Source organism: Nostoc sp. ChiVER01, assembly GCF_034531155.1.
Lineage (GTDB): Bacteria > Cyanobacteriota > Cyanobacteriia > Cyanobacteriales > Nostocaceae > Nostoc.
Map to the genome: position 1 here is coordinate 108,516 of NZ_JAVRBS010000009.1, position 16,674 is coordinate 125,189.

The window sequence follows — 16,674 nt, forward strand, 5'->3', positions numbered from 1 at the left end:
ATCAAAACAATAGTTATGTTCTATACCAATCAGATCGACAAAACCATGAAATTAACGAAAGACCAAATAGAATATTACAAAGAAAACGGGCTACTCTTTATCCCAGAGCTTTCTCAACAAAAGAAGTTGAGGCAATGCACGCTGCTGTTGAAGATTTGATAGTAAGAGATATACCAGGACGGATTTTAGAAAGGGATAACAAAACAGTGCGCGCTCTTCATGGATGCCACGCCACCACGGAAATTTTCGATTCTTTGACTCGACACCCTAGCCTCCTAACATCTACCTGTGAAATTCTCAATAGCGATGTATATGTCTACCAATTTAAAATCAACTTTAAAGCAGCTTTTGGAGGAGATATATGGCCGTGGCATCAAGACTTTGTGTTTTGGGATAGAGAAGATGGTATGCCATCCCCTAAAGCATTGAATGTTGCTGTTTTCTTGGATGAATGTAATGAGTTTAACGGGCCTATGTATTTCATTCCAGGTTCTCACAAAAAGAGCCTTGTTCACTTGGGACAAACAGAGTCATCTGAAGTTAATCACCAAAAAAATGACTGGAAATCTAATGTCAGTGCTGCTCTCAAGTACTCCCTCGGTAAAGAAACGATCGCCAAACTAGCTACTGAAAAAGGTATCGTTGCACCTAAAGGCCCTTTAGGCTCTGTCCTTTTCTTTCACTGTAATTTAGTACACGGATCAGCACCCAACATTTCTCCTTACGATCGCAGGCTCCTAATTATCACTTATAACAGCATCAACAATATACCAAGCTTCAAGGGGCAACCCAGACCAGAATTCTTGGTGAGCCGCGATCACACACCACTACAGCCTCTATTCAACAAAGCTCTTATCGAGCCTGCATTTCGTAGATAATGCGATCGCCTAAACCTAAAAATGGATGAAGTCGAGCCAGCACAAGTAAATATCTAAGTGCAAACATGATTTTGAGTATCGAGTGCTATATGTAATTTCTCACTCGGTACTTATTACTTGTTATTCAGCACTAAAAAGTATTAAATCTGATTATAAAAGATTTCAGTTTATTTTTAAAATATGCCAACCCAAGTTCTTCAAACTCAACCCGGAACAAATCCTGTTTCAGATTTTATCCAATTCTGGAAAAATGTCGGAGCGATCGCAGGGCCTTACTGGTATCCAACAAAGCCAGGAGAAAGAGCATTTTCAGATGTGATTCGTGCATGGGCAATGCTTATTCTGCTGATATTATTAATAATCGCACTTGTAGGTATAACTGCTTTTAATAGTTTCGTTAATCGTTATTTGATCGATATAATTATTCAAGAAAAAGATTATTCTAAGTTCATTAACATAGTGTGGCTTTATGCTGTTGGGCTTGTCTCCGTAACCCTCTTAGTTGGATTTTCTAAATTTCTTAGAAAAAAAATCGCTCTTGATTGGTACCAATGGCTCAATAATCAGATTTTAGATAAATATTTGACCAATCGTGCTTATTATAAAATTAATTTTAAAGCTGATATTGATAACCCAGATCAACGTTTATCTCAAGAAATTGAACCTCTTCCTAGTAATGCCCTCAGTTTTTCAGCTACTTTCCTAGAAAAAGTACTGCAAATGGCAACTTTTTTAACGATTCTCTGGTCAATTTTCCCAAAGGTCGCTATTGCTTTGCTGATTTATACGATTATAGGTAATTTGATTGCTGTGTACTTAAATCAAGAATTAATTAAAATTAATCAAGAGGAACTTGAATCTAAAGCAGACTATAATTATGCACTAACTCATGTTCGGAATCATGCCGAATCAATAGCTTTTTTTCGAGGAGAAAATCAAGAATCAAATATAATTCAACGAAGATTTAGTAATATCCTAAAAAGTGCGATACGCAAAATTAATTGGGAGAGAAATAACGAAATTTTTAACAGAGGGTATCAGTCTGCTATCGAATTTTTTACGTTATTATTACTCGCACCTTTATATATTAGTAATGAAATTGATTTTGGACAAGTTGGACAAGCTACTTTAGCTAGCTATCTGTTTGCTACTGCTCTGGGAGAATTAATAGCTGAATTTGGCACTTCTGGAAATTTTTCGAGTTACGTTGAGCGTTTAGCTGAGTTCTCAGATGCATTGGAAGAAGTCACTAAACAACCTGAGAATCTGAGTACTGTTAAAACAATAGAAGAAAACTATTTTGCTTTTGAGAATGTCACCTTACAAACACCAAACTATGAGCAGGTGATCGTCGAAGATTTGTCACTTTCTGTTCAACGTGGAGAAGGTTTATTGATTGTTGGGCCAAGTGGTCGAGGTAAAAGTTCTTTGTTGAGAGCGATCGCTGGTTTGTGGAATGCGGGGACTGGTCGTTTGATGCGACCTCCCCTAGAAGAAGTCTTATTTTTGCCCCAACGCCCTTACATAATTTTGGGAACTTTACGCGAACAGTTACTCTATCCTAATACAAATCGTCAAATGAGCGATCGAGAACTCAAAGAAATTTTGCAACAAGTCAACTTACAAAATTTGCTAAGTCGAGTCAATGGCTTTGATACAGAAGTTCCTTGGGAGAATATATTATCGTTGGGAGAACAACAACGCCTTGCATTCGCACGACTGTTAGTTACTCATCCTAGCTTCACTATATTAGATGAAGCAACCAGTGCCTTAGATTTGAATAATGAAGGAAGTTTATATCAACAGTTACAATCAACTCAAACAACTTTTATTAGTGTTGGACATCGGGAAAGCCTGTTTGATTATCATCAATGGGTTTTAGAGCTTTCACAAGATTCCAGTTGGCAACTTTTAACTGTGCAGAATTATCGGCTTCAAAAAGCAAAAGAAATTGTCATCACTCCTACCCAAAAAGCTGAAATCAAAATAGATGATTTTTCCAACGAAAAATCCCAAATCCAACCAGAAAGAGCAGTAGAAATAGACACAATCGAAGGACTTTCTCACCAGGAAATGCAGATGTTAGCTAATTATTCAATTGGTACTATTAGAAGTAAGGCAAGCAAAGGACAATCCATAACTACTAAAGAGGGCTTAACCTACTGCTATAACAAAAACCCAAAGATATTGAAATGGGTAAGACTTTAGTACTCTATTTTTAACTAATTGCGTCATCCTTGTTTGTCTGGTGGTAGCGATGAGCCTGTAGTATAGAGATTCAATTTTAAAATCATTTGATGAATTAAAAACTGTATTAGTTACTAAGGCAAAACTTCAACAAACAAATTTCAAAACCAGTTATAAATTTGAGTATATGTTTACGCTTTTTATTATGAGGTGATAATCGCATTTTATTGATTTAGAATGGTTACGTCATTATTTTAATGGCTCTCCTAGACTTCCGTTGATAAATTAATACTAAAAAACCCTAAAATACTTGATATAACTAGGTTTTGCTAAAATATAACCGTAAGGATTCAGGTCTAATCTTGCGGAAGCAAAGAAGGGCGAGACAGACAATTATTAGAGTCAGCCAGTAATGCTTGTACAAAAAAATCAATCACAGACCTACCTTGACGACGACAGGTTTGCGCCACCGTCAACAAATTGGCAGTGTGTTGAAACCGTTCCATTGACCGGAAACCACCATTAACTTTGCGTTTTGTTACGGCCAAACGCAGCGAACGTTCAGCTTCATTATTATCAGGAGGAACTTCAGGGTAGTCAAGAAAATACCACCATTGATTGGCTTTATCGCGCAGAGAACGTAAAAGGTTTCCTGCTGTAGCTCCGGCTAAGTCAATCCACTGATTAAGTGTTCGTTGCAACTTGGAACAGGTGGTCAGATTAGCGATGTCAATGGTAAAGTAATTCAACTTGGAGCGATCGCCACCTTTCTAGATGTCCACGAAACCTGTTACAACTGCTGGTATTGTCACTATTGAAGCAACCGGCAATACATTAATATAATTAATATAATCGTGACTTTTAGCTCGACTTTATCCAACTACGCAGCATAAACAGCAAGATCCCGCAAACGTTCAAACAAAGGGTGAGGTACTTTTACCATTTCAAAGGATTCATGGGACATGGAAAAAGTGCTGCGAGCAAAAAATCGCCGCACCAAAGCCAGTGCATCAGAGAAGGAAGGCAAATGTTTGGTGTACCAGCTTGTTTGTCGAACTTGCCACCAATTAAGCAAATTCATATCTAGCTAGCTTTTTGGGCTTTTCTATCCGTCGAACTCACGTAATTTTAGATTTTGGATTAAAATAATTTTTTGGTTCATGCCCCGTCCCTTGTAGAGCAACTGCGCTATGAAGAAAGCAAATCTAAGCTTCTGAAACTAAGTCTCGTTGTGGGGGTTAATCCCTTCTCCCAAGGGGAGAAGACTCGCTAACGCTGCGCTAACAGCAGTCGCTCATGGGGGAAACCCCCAGACGCTCGCGGACTCGCTAACGCTGCGCTATCGCTCTTGGCGTCTCCCCTTGGGAGAAGACCGCGCTGCTTCACCAAAATTGCAAATCTAAAATCCAAAATACCTTGACCTTAGCGCGATCCTCTATAAGTAACCGATCTTTGCAAATTAGCTAGAGCGCGATTGTAATCCAAAATAGCTGCGACTCGATTACCTTCTGCTCTTGTTAGGTCATTTTCAGCAGAAATCACCTCTGTTTGAGTGCCCACACCAGCTTGAAACCTCAGCCTTGCTAAAGTCAGAGCTTCCCTAGCTTGATTTAAAGCCACACTAGAAGTCTGCACATTATTTAAATTGGATTGCAATTGAGAATAGTACTGTTCTACATCAAAGCGAATTAGATCGCGCTGGCTACCAAATTGAGACTCTGCGATCTCAATATTAGCTCTCGACTGAGCCGCTCTGGCTCTTGCAGCTCCAGCATCAAACAAAGTGAGATTTCCGTTAAGTCCTAATGAATAGCCATCAGTAATGCTAGCGCCATCATTATACCGATCTAACAGGTTGTAGTTGGCTGCCAAACTAATTTGCGGCCCTAGCTGTGAAAGTGCCTGTCGTCGCTGTTGCTCGGAAAGATTACGTTGTGCTAATTGCTGTTGCAATTCCGGACGATTTTGAAACGCTTGGACAATACTTTGTTCTACCGTCTGCGGCCAAAGACCAGCTATTTGTACAGGATCTGCGGCAGTAATATCAACTGACTCTGACAAACTCAACAACGTGGCAAGTTGACGACGGGCAATTTGTTGCTGCGAGATAGCATTAACTAGGTCTTGTTGAGAATTTGCTAAATTCACCTGAGCTTGCAACACATCAAAGCGCGTACCCACTCCAGCCTGTTCTCTGGCTATAGTATCCCGCAAATTAGCCTGGGCATTTTCCACAGCAGCTCGATTAATTCTTACTTGTTCATCTGCTTGTTGCAAATTGTAGTATTGAGTGGTGGTATTCAAACTAATTGTCAAAGACTGATTTTCAACATTCAATTGATCTACACGTAATTGTTCTTCGGCAGCTCGGATTGTCGCTTGTCGATTACCGGAGGTATAAACGTCATAATTTAATTGGGCTGAACCATTAAAAGAGGTGCGGCCTTGAGATGAATTATTAGTAAAACCATTACCATTATTAGTCACACTACTGTTAATATCCAGAGTAGGAAACAAGGCAGCTTGAGACTCGCGTAGCGCCGAACGACTGCGTTCTAGCTGTAATAGGGCTAGCTGTAAATCTCGATTGTTGCGTCGTGCGAGTTCCAAAGTTTGTGCCAAACTGATTGGCACAGTTTGCTTAATCCTGACTTCCTCTGGTTTAGTAGGAAATTGCAGAGGATTGGGACTGGGGTTGAGGTAATTGGGAACCTTTATAGGGGTTGAGGTATTCTGGGGCTTTGGGGGAGTTGCTGCACTTGCTGCATTTGGAAAAAGAATAGCGAATGCTACGGTAATCCAGGTAAAATGCACGAAGAATAAACTGAAATTCATAAATAGATTGTAGTTATTAATTAGTTTTCGAGGATACAATCACAACTTTTCATCCTAATTGATCTAAGAGAATTTTAAACTTCCCCTCAAAAAACTGATACTAACAAATTAGCCTACAATCAAGCCATCCTGAACTCGAATAATCCTTTTGGTTTGAGCAGCGATATCTGGTTCATGAGTGACAATCACAATCGTGATCCCTTGGTCATTAAGTTCGGTCAGTAAACTCATCACCTCATGAGAAGTTTCTGTATCTAAAGCTCCTGTTGGCTCATCTGCCAATACTAATGCAGGTCGGTTCACCAAAGCACGAGCGATCGCTACCCTTTGTTGCTGTCCCCCAGATAGTTGACTCGGACGATTAGATATACGTCCCCCTAGTCCTACTTTTTCCAAGGCATCTAATGCCCTTTGACGGCGTTTTGGCTTAGGCAAGTTAGCGTAAACCATTGGTAGCATAACATTTTCTAGCGCTGTTGCCCGCGCCAATAAATTAAATTGTTGGAAAACAAAACCAATCCTTTGGTTACGAATATAGGCTAGTTCATCATCATCAAAAGTCGTCAGGTTTCTGCCTTCAAAAATATAGTCTCCAGTTGTGGGACGATCCAGACATCCCAAAATATTCATGAGCGTAGATTTCCCCGAACCTGATGCACCCATAATCGAGACATATTCACCTTCTTCAATAGAGAGTTCAATTCCCTTGAGGATTGGCACACTAACTTCTCCCAAGTGGTAAGTTTTAGTAATAGATTCCATCCAGATCATTGTTGGCATAAGAGTTAGGAGAGACGCGATTAATCGCGTCTGTACAAGAGTATTGAGTAGAGACGCGATTAATCGCGTCTGTAATTACGAATTACGAATTATTTAGTCGCTTCTTAAAGCGGTGATTGGATCTAATTTGGCAGCATTCCGTGCTGGAATTACCCCAGCCACTAAGCCAACGCTCAATGAGAGTCCAAAGCCAGCAATAATCGACAATAAAGAAATTACAAAAGGAAATTTGAAAGTGTTTGCAGCTATAAAGGCTAATAAAATACCAGTGACCATGCCAATACATCCACCAACAATGGAAATCATGATCGCTTCAGTTAAAAATTGATTAAGTATTGCAGAATTGGTGGCTCCCACAGCTTTACGAATCCCGATTTCTCGCGTCCGTTCAACCACAGAAACCAGCATAATGTTAGCAATACCGATTCCACCAACCACTAACGAAATTCCAGCGATCGCTACCACCATTACTGTAAATAAACCCACAATACTAGTGAAGGTACTAACAATATCCGCTTGATTAGTCAATCGAAAATCATCAGCTTGCGGCGGATAAATATTGTGACGCAGCCGTAAAAGATTAGTGACTTGAAACTGAGCGGCTTCTAACTGTTCCTGATTAGCGCCTTTAACTAAAATTCCATTTACAGAAACGCCTACTAGGGCATTGTTTCCAACCAGTCTCTTTGACATAGTAGTTAGAGGAATGAAAACCTGGTCATCTCGATCCATCGGCCCCTGAGAACCTTTAGGTTCCATCACCCCAATTACTTCATAAGCCTCTCCCTGAATCCGAATTCTCTCGCCGATCGGATTTACACCCTGTGCAAAGAGGGTTTTTTGAACTGTAGGGCCAAGAATAGCTACCTGTGCGGCAATATCTAATTCTTCTTGAGTAAAATATCTCCCTTGCTGGGGGTGAGTATTTCTAACTTCTGGGTAGTTCAAATCTGTGCCATAAATCGTAGTTGAAGTGTTCTGTCCTGCATATACAACTTGGGCGCTGCGTTGGAGATAAGCAGAAACCATCTGTGCTGATGGTGCTTCTTTAGCGATCGCCTTGGCATCTTCCCAAGTCAAGGTGCTGCTAGAACCTACTCCTTGACGGACATTCCCACTTCTTGCCGCACCCGCCAGAATTTGAATGACATCTGTACCCAATGCTTGTATCTGTTGTTCAACCCCCTTTTGCACTCCCTGACCGACAGAAGTAATGGCAATGACTGAAGAAATCCCAATAATTACGCCCAACATAGTTAGACCTGTGCGTAATTTGTTACTCCACAGAGTCTCTGCCGCCATTGTCAAGATTTCCAGCAACGGTACTGTGCGAGTATTCTTCGGTTTGTAAAAGCCCTTAAATATCTTAAACATAAAGTTTTATTTAAAACTCAATACAATCAGTTAAGCATTTCTTCCTTCTCTTCCTTTGCGTCCTTGGCGTCCTTGGCGGTTCGTTAAAAAAGTTGACCTTGACAAAGAGTTAAGCCTTAACCCAAGTGTATTGATTTAAAACTTACTTTAAGGGGAACCACCAGCAGAACCGCCGCCTGAACGACCTCCGCCACCACCGCCTGAACGACCTCCACCGCCACCGCCTAGACCAGGGAAAACTCCTCCTCGTGGTGTTGATTGCGGACGCGATCCTGGTGGGAAACTCAGCAATACCCTTTCATCTCCTGTCAATCCAGACTTAACTTCAGTAAAGTTATTCGCGCTGACACCAGCCTCAATAGGAGTAAACACAGGTCTGTTATTCTTTCCTGCTACAAATACACCTGTGGCATTTTCTTGCCGCACCACCGAGGCGGTTGGTACTACTAGAACATTTTCAACTTGACCGACTTGAAAATCTACTTCCGCATTCATCCCAGATCGCAATAGCCTTTGAGGGTCTGAAAGTGATACTCTCACTTCAAAACTGGTGACGTTTTGCTCTACTATTGCTTGGGCAGCAATTTGGCTGACTTTACCTTCAAAAATTTTTCCTGGATAGGCATCCGCCTTAATCGAGACTTTTTGCCCAAGGCTAATTTTGGAAATATTTGTTTCCGCTAAATTTGCGACAACTTCATTTGTTGAAGCGAGAGACAAGATTGAAGAAGAAGAAGAAGAAGCTACTTCACTACTGGCTGTTGTCGGTGTCACGAAAGCGCCGGGATCAGCATACTTCTTTGTCACTACACCATCAAAAGGGGCGCGAATAATTGTGTCATTGATTTGGGCTTGGATGTTTTGCAACGAACCACGAGCAGATGTTACCTGGGCACGGGCTGCGTTAATATCTTCTTGGCGCGTTCCGGCTTTTAGAAGTGCTAAAGCTTGCTGTCTTTGCTTCACCACAGCTTGGGCTTGCTCAATGTCTTCTGGACGTGACCCAGCTTTTTGTAGAGCCAGTGCTTGTTGTGCTGCATTTACAGTAGCTTGGGCGCTGTCGCGATCGGCACGGCTTTGGTTGAGAGTCTGAAGGGAAATACCGCCTGCATTGTAAAGTTGTTGATTGCGGACAAGATTATCTTCTGCTTTTCTTAGAGCTGCTTGAGTGTTTTGTAACTGTGCCTGTGAAGCAGCAATATCTTGAGAGCGATTACCTGCTTGTACCTTTTGTAGATTCGCTTCGGCTTCGTCTAATGCTCCCTGTGATTGGCCAATATCTTGAGGACGATTACCTGCGATCGCCTTTTGCAGATTCGCCTCGGCTTGTGCCAATTGTCCTTGAGCAGAGGTGAGTTGCCCCCGCAAGTTGGAATCATCCATGTAAGCGACAATCTGTCCCTGTTTGACAATATCCCCTTCTTTCACCAGCAGGCTTTTCAGGATGCCGGAATTTTTCGGGCTGAGGTTGATTGACCGCTCAGGTTTCACCGTTCCATTGGCTGAAACTGTGATTGTTAAACTCTGCCTTTGTACAGGCTGTGTCAGCACCCGCCGTCTGGCTTCTTGGCGGGGAGCAACCGTTACTTGGTAATAAACGGCATAGCCAATTCCACCCAAAAGGCAAAGAGCAATTAGCCAAGAGAGCCAATTACGTTTCACCTTTTTTTTCTTTATCTCTGGAACGAAAACTGATGAATCTACGGTATTTGGTGTATCAATCATATAACTTCGTCTCAAAAGAACAGCTACCGAGCTAGTTATTCACGGCTAATATAGCCTGGTAGCCCTATACCAACAATGATTTTGAGTTTTTAAGTGTTTTAAAGGTTTATTTGCAGTACTAATCCACTAGGGAGTCTGAAGTAATCATCATGCACTCTAACTAATCTTCCAGCAGGAACAATTTCCTGATTAGGAAGAAGAATATCCCCGTTGGGAAGTCTGAAGTAACCTTGATTACGCAGTCTAGCTATGGATCTAGCAGGAATAATTTCCCCATTGGGATATCTGATGTCACCATTACCAAGTCTGACTACTCTGTTATTGAATTGGTTGTTACGGTTCCAATTATCCCGTTCTCTAGAGTTTCTGACTTCTACAGGATAAGGTCTGCCGTCGCGGTTCCAATTATCTCGATCTCTAAGGTTTCTGACTTCTATAGGATAGGATCTGCCATCTCGGTAATTACTTCTATCTTCTCTATAGTTGCGTCTGCCGTCGCGATCCCAATCTTGATTGCGATCGCCAACAACGTAGACTTTCGTCTGGGCACTTGCAGGCGCAGTTAAGAGAGTAGGAACAACGATCAGGGCAGCAGCAGCTAAGACTATCGATACCCGGTTTGCTTTCAACATGGAATTGATTCCTTATTTGTATTAAAGTTATATTTTGCTGAGTTTTGAATTCAGCAATCTTTAGTCATTTGTTGTGTTTAATATTTCCCTCTTCGTATAAATTCATACATATTAATTATTACTTAAAACGTCCAAACCAATGTATGACCAAAGTCATTAGTAATTCCAGACTCATGTATGACCAAAGTCATAAGTTTTTTTAATGGGGCATTGGGAATTGGGCAAATAGTATTGTTCTTAATTTTTCTCCCCCTGCCTCCCCTGCTCCCCCTGCTCCCTCATCCCCACTCCCCACTCCCTAATTAATCCTAATGATGGAAGATTTTGCTACCGTCAACAGCGCAGATCGTTTAAGCTAGCTGAAAGATTCTTTGATTAGTGGCTTAAAGGCGGTAGTGTGCCTAAACATGTTCGTTTGATTTCTTTTCTAATGGTCTGTAGTTTATGGAGTATGCCAAAAGCCGCTAACGCGCAGGCATTAATACCCCATACATTGCAACTAGATGGGACAAAGTTAGAGAAGCAGGGGTTGACCTTGGCTCAAGAGGCGGCTCAACTGGCTCAGTTTCAACAGATTGATTTAGCTTTGCCACGAGCGCGTCTGGCTAGTCAACTGGCTCCGAAGAATGATAAAGTGTGGTTGCTCTTAGGTGGATTGCAACTGCAAACCAAAGAGTATGACGGGGCGATCGCTAGCCTGAAAAAAGCGCAATCTATCAACCCCAAAAATGGTGATATTTTGTTTGCTTTGGGTTCAGCTAATTTTCAGCAGAAAAATTACCAAGCAGCTGTTGTCAATTACCAAGATGGTTTGAAGTTAAAACCCAACGATCCAGAGGGTTTATTTAATTTGGGTAATGCTTACTATCTGCTGGGTAAATTGCCAGATGCGATCACGCAGTACGATAAAGCCGTCTCCTACGATAAAAAATTCTGGCCTGCGATTAATAATATTGGCTTAATCAACTACGAACAGGGTAATACCTCTGAAGCGATTAAACGATGGCAATCTGCTATAACCCTTGATAAGCAAGCCGCAGAACCTTTATTAGCCTTAGCAGTGGCACTGTATACTAAAGGCGATCGCCAGCAAGCATTAAGCTACGGGGAAGCCGCACTCCGCATCGATCAGCGCTATGGTAGTTTGAATTTTCTCAAAGAAAACCTCTGGGGCGATCGCCTACTGGCTGATACGAAAAAATTCTTAGAATTACCGCGTATTCAAGCAGCCCTACAGCAACGAGAAAACTCATCATCAGCCCCTGAACAACAGTCTACTCAATAGGAGTGGGAGTGGAGAGTGGGGATGAGGGAGCAGGGGGAGCGGAGGGGACAAGGGGACAAGGTGACAAGGTGACAAAAGTTTAGAACTTTCAACAAGTCTTTCCCCTTGTCTCCAATTCTCCTTGTCCCCAAATCCTCTTTCCCAATGCCCAATTCCCTACTCCCTACTCCCTACTCCCCTGTCTTATTACCACTTGCCTAATAGTACCTTTTCGTAGTACATCTATACTAAACTGACTAAATACAGGAACTAGTTGCCCAAAAATCTTTGCGGACGAGTAGTCCTGAAATTAGTTGTCAATTCTCAATGGTCGTCTGTGGGTAGAAGTGCGATGATTTGGTCAACAAACTGTTGATGGTCAACAACTGGCTTAGAAATGTAACCATCAGCGCCGCTTTGCTTGAGAAAGTTTTCGCGATCGCCTTCCATAGCATGTGCCGTCACCAAAATAACGGGTAAGTTTGCTGTTTTGGGATCAGATTTTAACATTTGTGTAATTTTGATTCCATCAACAGATTTACCTTGGTAAACGCTTCTAGACAGAGAAACATCCATCAAAATCAGGTCGGCTTCTCCTGATTGGGCAATTTTTATTACTTCTTCCACATTTTCAGTGTGTTTTACACCCAAGCCGCCACGCTTGGATAAAATTTTGGAAAAAACACGAGCATTAATTAGATCGTCTTCGACAATTAAAACAGTTTTCATGAGATTTTTAGTAATAGAGGTACAGTAAGGCGATTAGGCAATTCAAAATTTAAAATGAGAAAATGCAGTCATGGCAAGTATCCTGACTATGGAGTCTATACAAATTAAGTGTGCAGCAAGCATATCATTCGATTAAAAAAACAGCTACCTGCTATGTGTTTCCTTTTTAATAGTCAATGTACATCCTGTCATCAAGGATGATACTACTGCTTTTTCTTCTATGACCATGCCAATTTTAGATTTTAGATTTTAGATTAAAAATCATTTCGGTTCATGCCCCGCCCCAAGGAATGCCCGTAGCTCTGCCCTTATGGTGGGCTGAACAAATCCAAAATCCCAAAATTTAAAATCCGACGCTCGACGACTCACTCTAAGCGAAGCTATGCCAAAGGCTTTACGCTGCGCTATCAAGCTTCGTACCCTTGTAGTCGGTGTCAATCCAAAATCGGCAATCTAAAATCCAAAATTGTTTGACTATCAATATTTTGTTAGGAATCCCATTTCATCCGTTATGCTGTGGTTGCTGCAATATTGAGTTCCGACGGCTTTAGTGTAGTTAAATTTCAGGGAAAAAACTCATGGCAAAACAGTTAAACCTTCTCTCAACGGGACAGGTAATTCCAACAGCCCTGCACACCGAGATGCAACGGTCTTATCTAGAATATGCCATGAGCGTGATTGTCGGGCGAGCGCTACCAGACGTGCGTGATGGCTTAAAACCAGTGCATCGCCGCATCCTATATGCCATGCACGAACTTGGTTTAGTACCAGATAGACCCTATCGAAAATGTGCCCGTGTAGTGGGTGATGTGTTGGGTAAATACCATCCTCACGGCGACCAATCAGTTTACGATGCTTTAGTCAGGCTAGTACAGGATTTTTCTAGCCGCTATCCTTTGCTGGCAGGACATGGTAACTTTGGCAGTGTCGATAATGACCCGCCAGCAGCGATGCGTTATACAGAAACGCGCCTCGCACCCATTAGTCATGAGGGAATGCTGACAGAAATTGGCGAAGAAACTGTGGAATTTGTCGGTAACTTCGATAATTCCCAGCAAGAACCAACAGTATTACCTGCTCAGTTGCCGTTTCTGTTGCTCAATGGCTGTTCTGGTATTGCCGTGGGAATGGCGACGAATGTTCCACCCCATAATTTGGGAGAAGTTGTCGATGGGTTAATTGCTTTAATCGACAACCCAGATTTGCCAGATGAAAAATTATTTGAGTTAATTCCAGGGCCAGACTTTCCTACTGGTGGGGAAATAATTGGTGAGACTGGAATTCGAGAAGCATACACCACAGGTAAAGGTGGCATTTTGCTGCGGGGAGTTGCGACTTTAGAGGAAATTCCAGCCACAAGGGGAAGCAAGCGACGGACGGCAATTATCATTACAGAGTTGCCTTATCAAGTAAATAAGGCTGCCTGGATTGAGAAAGTAGCGGACTTAGTAAATCAAGGTCGTTTGCAAGGAATTTCTGATCTTCGAGATGAAAGCGATCGCGAAGGGATGCGGGTGGTAATTGAACTCAAACGCGATACTAATCCCCAAGAAGTTCTCCAGCATTTGTATCATCAAACTGCTTTGCAAATGACTTTTGGGGCAATTCTCCTAGCAATAGTGAATGGACAACCCCGCCAGTTAAGTTTGCGTCAACTTTTGCAGGAGTTTTTGAGTTTCCGAGAAGAGACGCTCAACCGTCGCTACAATTACGAGTTGGAGAAAGCCCAAAGTCGTGTGCATTTGCTGGAAGGTTTACTCAAAGCACTATCTAATTTGGATCGGGTAATTGAAATTTTACGCCAAGCTCCCGATGGCAGTACGGCAAAAATAAACCTTTGTAGCCGACTAGATTTGAGTGAGGCACAAGGAGATGCAATTTTGGCTATGCCGTTGCGTCGCCTCACCAGTTTAGAACAGCAAAATTTGCAGCAGGAATTTGAGCAGATAAGTGAACAAATTAGATTGTTGGAGCTATTACTCAACGATCGCCGAGAATTACTCAAGGCACTGAAAAAAGATTTGCGATCGCTCAAGCGCAAGTACAGCGATCCCCGACGGACAAAAATTGGAGAGGAGCAAAAGTCTAAGGTAGAGGAGCAGAGGGGCAGAGGGGCAGAGGGGCAAAGGAGCAGAGGGGCAGAGGAGGAGGAACTTAAATCTTCTGAACCAGCAGAGGAAGCGGTTTTAGAATTTACCCAACGGGGTTATGTGCGCCGCACCCAGCCATCTGGGAGAAAGTCAAAAGGTGAAAATGGCCTGCATGATAATGACTTCATTATTCAAACTGTGTTGACTGACACAGAGAAAGACTTGCTAGTATTAAGCGCTAGCGGCAAAGTTTACCCTGTGAAGGTGGGAGAAATTCCCCCAACCACTGGCCGTTCCCCACGAGGAAAACCTTTGATTACCATGCTTAGTAATACTGCTCAAGGCGCTCAAGAAGCTGTAGTCAGCCGCTTTTTGCTGCCGGAAAATCTCGAAACTAAGCAGATGATTCTTTTAACAAAAGAGGGACGGATTAAGCGGCTGTCTCTGGGAGAATTTACTAACTTAACTCGGCGCGGAATCACAATTTTGAAGCTCAAAGATGATGATGAATTGTCATTTACCCAGTTCACCAAACCAGGAGATCATCTGATTTTAGCTAGTTCAGGTGGGCGACTGTTGCGCTTTGCAGTCAATGATGAACAATTACCAATCATGGGACGTGCAGCGATGGGTTTACAAGCATTTCGGTTATTGAAAAATCAGCAAATGGTTGGCTGTGCCACTGTCGGGAAAGATGATCAGCTACTGCTAATTACTCAAGAAGGATATGCCAAGCGAATGCCTGCGAGCCAGTTAAGAGCGGCTAATCGCGGCGATTTAGGCACGCAAGCGCTGAAATTTGCCAGCAAAACTGACAACTTAGCTGGTATGGTTATAGCGACGATCGCATCTAGCGAGGTAGCTTTAGTGACGAATAAAGAGCGGGTGGTGCGGATACCTGTGGAAACAGTGCCAATTTTAGGAAGGGATGTGAAAGGTGAAAGCATCCTTCAACTCAACCGTGATGAAAAAATCATTACTGTTGCTGAAGTGCGATCGTAAATTAGGGTGATGTTCAACTTGCGACAAGCCAACTTGCAGGATTTAGAGGCGCTAATCCAACTGCGTCTCGAACTTCTGCGGGAGGCTGGCGATATAAAAGGTAACTCTGACACCGCAAACCTAGCAGAAGCAACTCGAAAGTATTTTGCTGAAAAAATGCCGCAGAATGACTTTTTAGCTTGGCTAGCTGAAGTGGATAGTCAAATTGTTGCCACTAGCGGCTTAGTATTTTTTCAACGCCCCCCCTACAACGGTAATCTTTCAGGCTCAGAAGCCTACATTATGAACGTTTATACAATTCCGATGTGGCGAGGACAGGGAATTGCTACAGCACTCTTAAAGGAAATTATCAGCTTTGTCAGAGCAACTGAGGCAAAACGCCTCTGGCTTCACGCCACTGAGGATGGTAAACGTATCTACGAGAAGCTTGGTTTTGTCTCGACTTCAAAAAAAATGGAAATAGTCTGGTATTGAACCAAGTATTTTTGACTACAAACATCTCTATAAATTATCAAATAGTTTTTGATTTTAAATAACAAACTCTATATCAAATCAAGCAATGTAAGTTATTTACTTGAATATTAATGTCAATAAGCCATATTATTTATGGAAGTAAAAATTTATATAACACCATTTCACCAAAAATCTGATACAGATGCAAACCTTGAAAGTATTGCTGTATCTAAGTTTTTTAATTGCGTTAACGACGTAGGAGGGTCATTGCGAATTGCGTTAGCGTTCGCGTAGCGTCTCGTAGAGAGGAACGAGCGTCATTGCGAATTGATCTAACATTTCTTCTACCTCAGTAAATCTCACTGAAGGTAGATGTTTGAATATGTATAAATAGTTATTTCTATTTATGTCAAGCTATGGAAACAAAAGTATAAAACATGTTGCCTTTATTAAAATATTTGTTATATTAGTTTACATAAGGAAATAAACCTTAAAAATCAAGCTTGGAGTTTGAACGATGACTAATGCAACCACAACAAAAGTAACTACTCCTGTAATTGAAGATCGCAACGCTTGGCGTTGGGGCTTTACTCCACAAGCAGAAATTTGGAACGGCCGCTTGGCAATGATCGGCTTTTTGGCAGCCGTTTTGGTTGAGCTTTTTTCTGGTCAAGGCTTTTTACATTTTTGGGGCATTCTATAAGTTTTAATATCTAAAGATGACC

The 16,674-nt window shown here is 41.9% G+C and carries 14 protein-coding genes and 1 pseudogene; 7 read left to right on the forward strand and 8 right to left on the reverse strand.

Translation table 11 applies throughout. The features are described 5' to 3' along the window. Positions 1-134 precede the first annotated feature (134 nt). Positions 135-878 (forward strand): phytanoyl-CoA dioxygenase family protein, encoded by a 744-nt coding sequence (locus RMY00_RS14325; protein ID WP_322648180.1) that lies wholly within the window; start codon positions 135-137, stop codon positions 876-878. Between the two features lie 180 nt (positions 879-1,058). Continuing rightward, entirely contained in the window at positions 1,059-3,086 is a 2,028-nt protein-coding gene (locus RMY00_RS14330; RefSeq protein ID WP_322648181.1) for an ABC transporter ATP-binding protein/permease, read from the forward strand. Positions 3,087-3,421: 335 nt separating this feature from the next. Here RMY00_RS14330 and RMY00_RS14335 read toward each other — a convergent pair. Continuing rightward, a pseudogene (locus RMY00_RS14335) lies at positions 3,422-3,769 on the reverse strand (IS66 family transposase); the annotation flags it as partial. Between RMY00_RS14335 and RMY00_RS14340 the strand changes: the two are divergent. Next, on the forward strand, positions 3,761-3,883 hold the full coding sequence (locus RMY00_RS14340; protein ID WP_322648288.1) for a hypothetical protein: 123 nt from the start codon (positions 3,761-3,763) through the stop codon (positions 3,881-3,883). The pseudogene RMY00_RS14335 and the gene RMY00_RS14340 overlap by 9 nt on opposite strands. A gap of 62 nt (positions 3,884-3,945) precedes the next feature. Here the strand turns inward: RMY00_RS14340 and RMY00_RS14345 are convergent, their stop codons facing one another. The 6 genes from RMY00_RS14345 to RMY00_RS14370 form a co-directional block, all read right to left on the reverse strand. Then, positions 3,946-4,146 (reverse strand): hypothetical protein, encoded by a 201-nt coding sequence (locus tag RMY00_RS14345; RefSeq protein WP_322648182.1) that lies wholly within the window; start codon positions 4,144-4,146, stop codon positions 3,946-3,948. A gap of 341 nt (positions 4,147-4,487) precedes the next feature. Next, positions 4,488-5,900: a TolC family protein gene (locus RMY00_RS14350; RefSeq protein ID WP_322648183.1), complete on the reverse strand. Its 1,413-nt coding sequence runs from the start codon at positions 5,898-5,900 to the stop codon at positions 4,488-4,490. Positions 5,901-6,008: 108 nt separating this feature from the next. Then, positions 6,009-6,680 carry an ABC transporter ATP-binding protein gene (locus RMY00_RS14355; RefSeq protein WP_109009410.1) on the reverse strand — a complete coding sequence of 224 codons (672 nt, stop codon included), beginning with the start codon at positions 6,678-6,680 and terminating at the stop codon, positions 6,009-6,011. Between the two features lie 93 nt (positions 6,681-6,773). Next, positions 6,774-8,054 (reverse strand): ABC transporter permease, encoded by a 1,281-nt coding sequence (locus tag RMY00_RS14360; RefSeq protein WP_416212065.1) that lies wholly within the window; start codon positions 8,052-8,054, stop codon positions 6,774-6,776. A 147-nt stretch (positions 8,055-8,201) separates the two neighbouring features. Beyond that, on the reverse strand, positions 8,202-9,779 hold the full coding sequence (locus RMY00_RS14365) for an efflux RND transporter periplasmic adaptor subunit (RefSeq protein ID WP_322648184.1): 1,578 nt from the start codon (positions 9,777-9,779) through the stop codon (positions 8,202-8,204). 98 nt (positions 9,780-9,877) lie between these two features. Further along, positions 9,878-10,411: a hypothetical protein gene (locus RMY00_RS14370; RefSeq protein WP_322648185.1), complete on the reverse strand. Its 534-nt coding sequence runs from the start codon at positions 10,409-10,411 to the stop codon at positions 9,878-9,880. Positions 10,412-10,808: 397 nt separating this feature from the next. On the opposite strand from RMY00_RS14370, the gene RMY00_RS14375 reads away from it, so the two are divergent. Then, the gene (locus RMY00_RS14375; protein ID WP_322648186.1) at positions 10,809-11,696 is read left to right on the forward strand and encodes a tetratricopeptide repeat protein; all 888 of its coding nucleotides are present in this window, start codon (positions 10,809-10,811) and stop codon (positions 11,694-11,696) included. A gap of 303 nt (positions 11,697-11,999) precedes the next feature. Here RMY00_RS14375 and RMY00_RS14380 read toward each other — a convergent pair whose 3' ends face one another. After that, positions 12,000-12,404, reverse strand: coding sequence for a response regulator (locus RMY00_RS14380; protein WP_109009404.1), 405 nt, complete (start codon positions 12,402-12,404; stop codon positions 12,000-12,002). 578 nt (positions 12,405-12,982) lie between these two features. Here RMY00_RS14380 and gyrA point away from each other — a divergent pair. The 3 genes from gyrA (at position 12,983) to RMY00_RS14395 (ending at position 16,652) form a co-directional block, all read left to right on the forward strand. Then, a complete protein-coding gene (gene gyrA / locus RMY00_RS14385; protein ID WP_322648187.1) occupies positions 12,983-15,496 on the forward strand; it encodes a DNA gyrase subunit A in 2,514 nt (837 codons plus the stop codon). A gap of 9 nt (positions 15,497-15,505) precedes the next feature. Then, positions 15,506-15,970 (forward strand): GNAT family N-acetyltransferase, encoded by a 465-nt coding sequence (locus tag RMY00_RS14390; RefSeq protein WP_322648188.1) that lies wholly within the window; start codon positions 15,506-15,508, stop codon positions 15,968-15,970. A 496-nt stretch (positions 15,971-16,466) separates the two neighbouring features. Next, positions 16,467-16,652 carry a chlorophyll a/b-binding protein gene (locus tag RMY00_RS14395; RefSeq protein ID WP_109009401.1) on the forward strand — a complete coding sequence of 62 codons (186 nt, stop codon included), beginning with the start codon at positions 16,467-16,469 and terminating at the stop codon, positions 16,650-16,652. Positions 16,653-16,674: the final 22 nt, after the last annotated feature.

What these genes read in the sequence shown, in the direction of transcription:
- RMY00_RS14365 (WP_322648184.1), bottom strand. Translation starts at nt 9,779, where the DNA reads ATGATTGATACACCAAATACCGTAGATTCATCAGTTTTCGTTCCAGAG.
- RMY00_RS14330 (WP_322648181.1), top strand. Translation starts at nt 1,059, where the DNA reads ATGCCAACCCAAGTTCTTCAAACTCAACCCGGAACAAATCCTGTTTCA.
- RMY00_RS14325 (WP_322648180.1), top strand. Translation starts at nt 135, where the DNA reads ATGCACGCTGCTGTTGAAGATTTGATAGTAAGAGATATACCAGGACGG.
- RMY00_RS14360 (WP_416212065.1), bottom strand. Translation starts at nt 8,054, where the DNA reads ATGTTTAAGATATTTAAGGGCTTTTACAAACCGAAGAATACTCGCACA.
- RMY00_RS14355 (WP_109009410.1), bottom strand. Translation starts at nt 6,680, where the DNA reads ATGCCAACAATGATCTGGATGGAATCTATTACTAAAACTTACCACTTG.
- RMY00_RS14345 (WP_322648182.1), bottom strand. Translation starts at nt 4,146, where the DNA reads ATGAATTTGCTTAATTGGTGGCAAGTTCGACAAACAAGCTGGTACACC.
- gyrA (WP_322648187.1), top strand. Translation starts at nt 12,983, where the DNA reads ATGGCAAAACAGTTAAACCTTCTCTCAACGGGACAGGTAATTCCAACA.
- RMY00_RS14350 (WP_322648183.1), bottom strand. Translation starts at nt 5,900, where the DNA reads ATGAATTTCAGTTTATTCTTCGTGCATTTTACCTGGATTACCGTAGCA.
- RMY00_RS14380 (WP_109009404.1), bottom strand. Translation starts at nt 12,404, where the DNA reads ATGAAAACTGTTTTAATTGTCGAAGACGATCTAATTAATGCTCGTGTT.
- RMY00_RS14390 (WP_322648188.1), top strand. Translation starts at nt 15,506, where the DNA reads ATGTTCAACTTGCGACAAGCCAACTTGCAGGATTTAGAGGCGCTAATC.
- RMY00_RS14370 (WP_322648185.1), bottom strand. Translation starts at nt 10,411, where the DNA reads ATGTTGAAAGCAAACCGGGTATCGATAGTCTTAGCTGCTGCTGCCCTG.
- RMY00_RS14395 (WP_109009401.1), top strand. Translation starts at nt 16,467, where the DNA reads ATGACTAATGCAACCACAACAAAAGTAACTACTCCTGTAATTGAAGAT.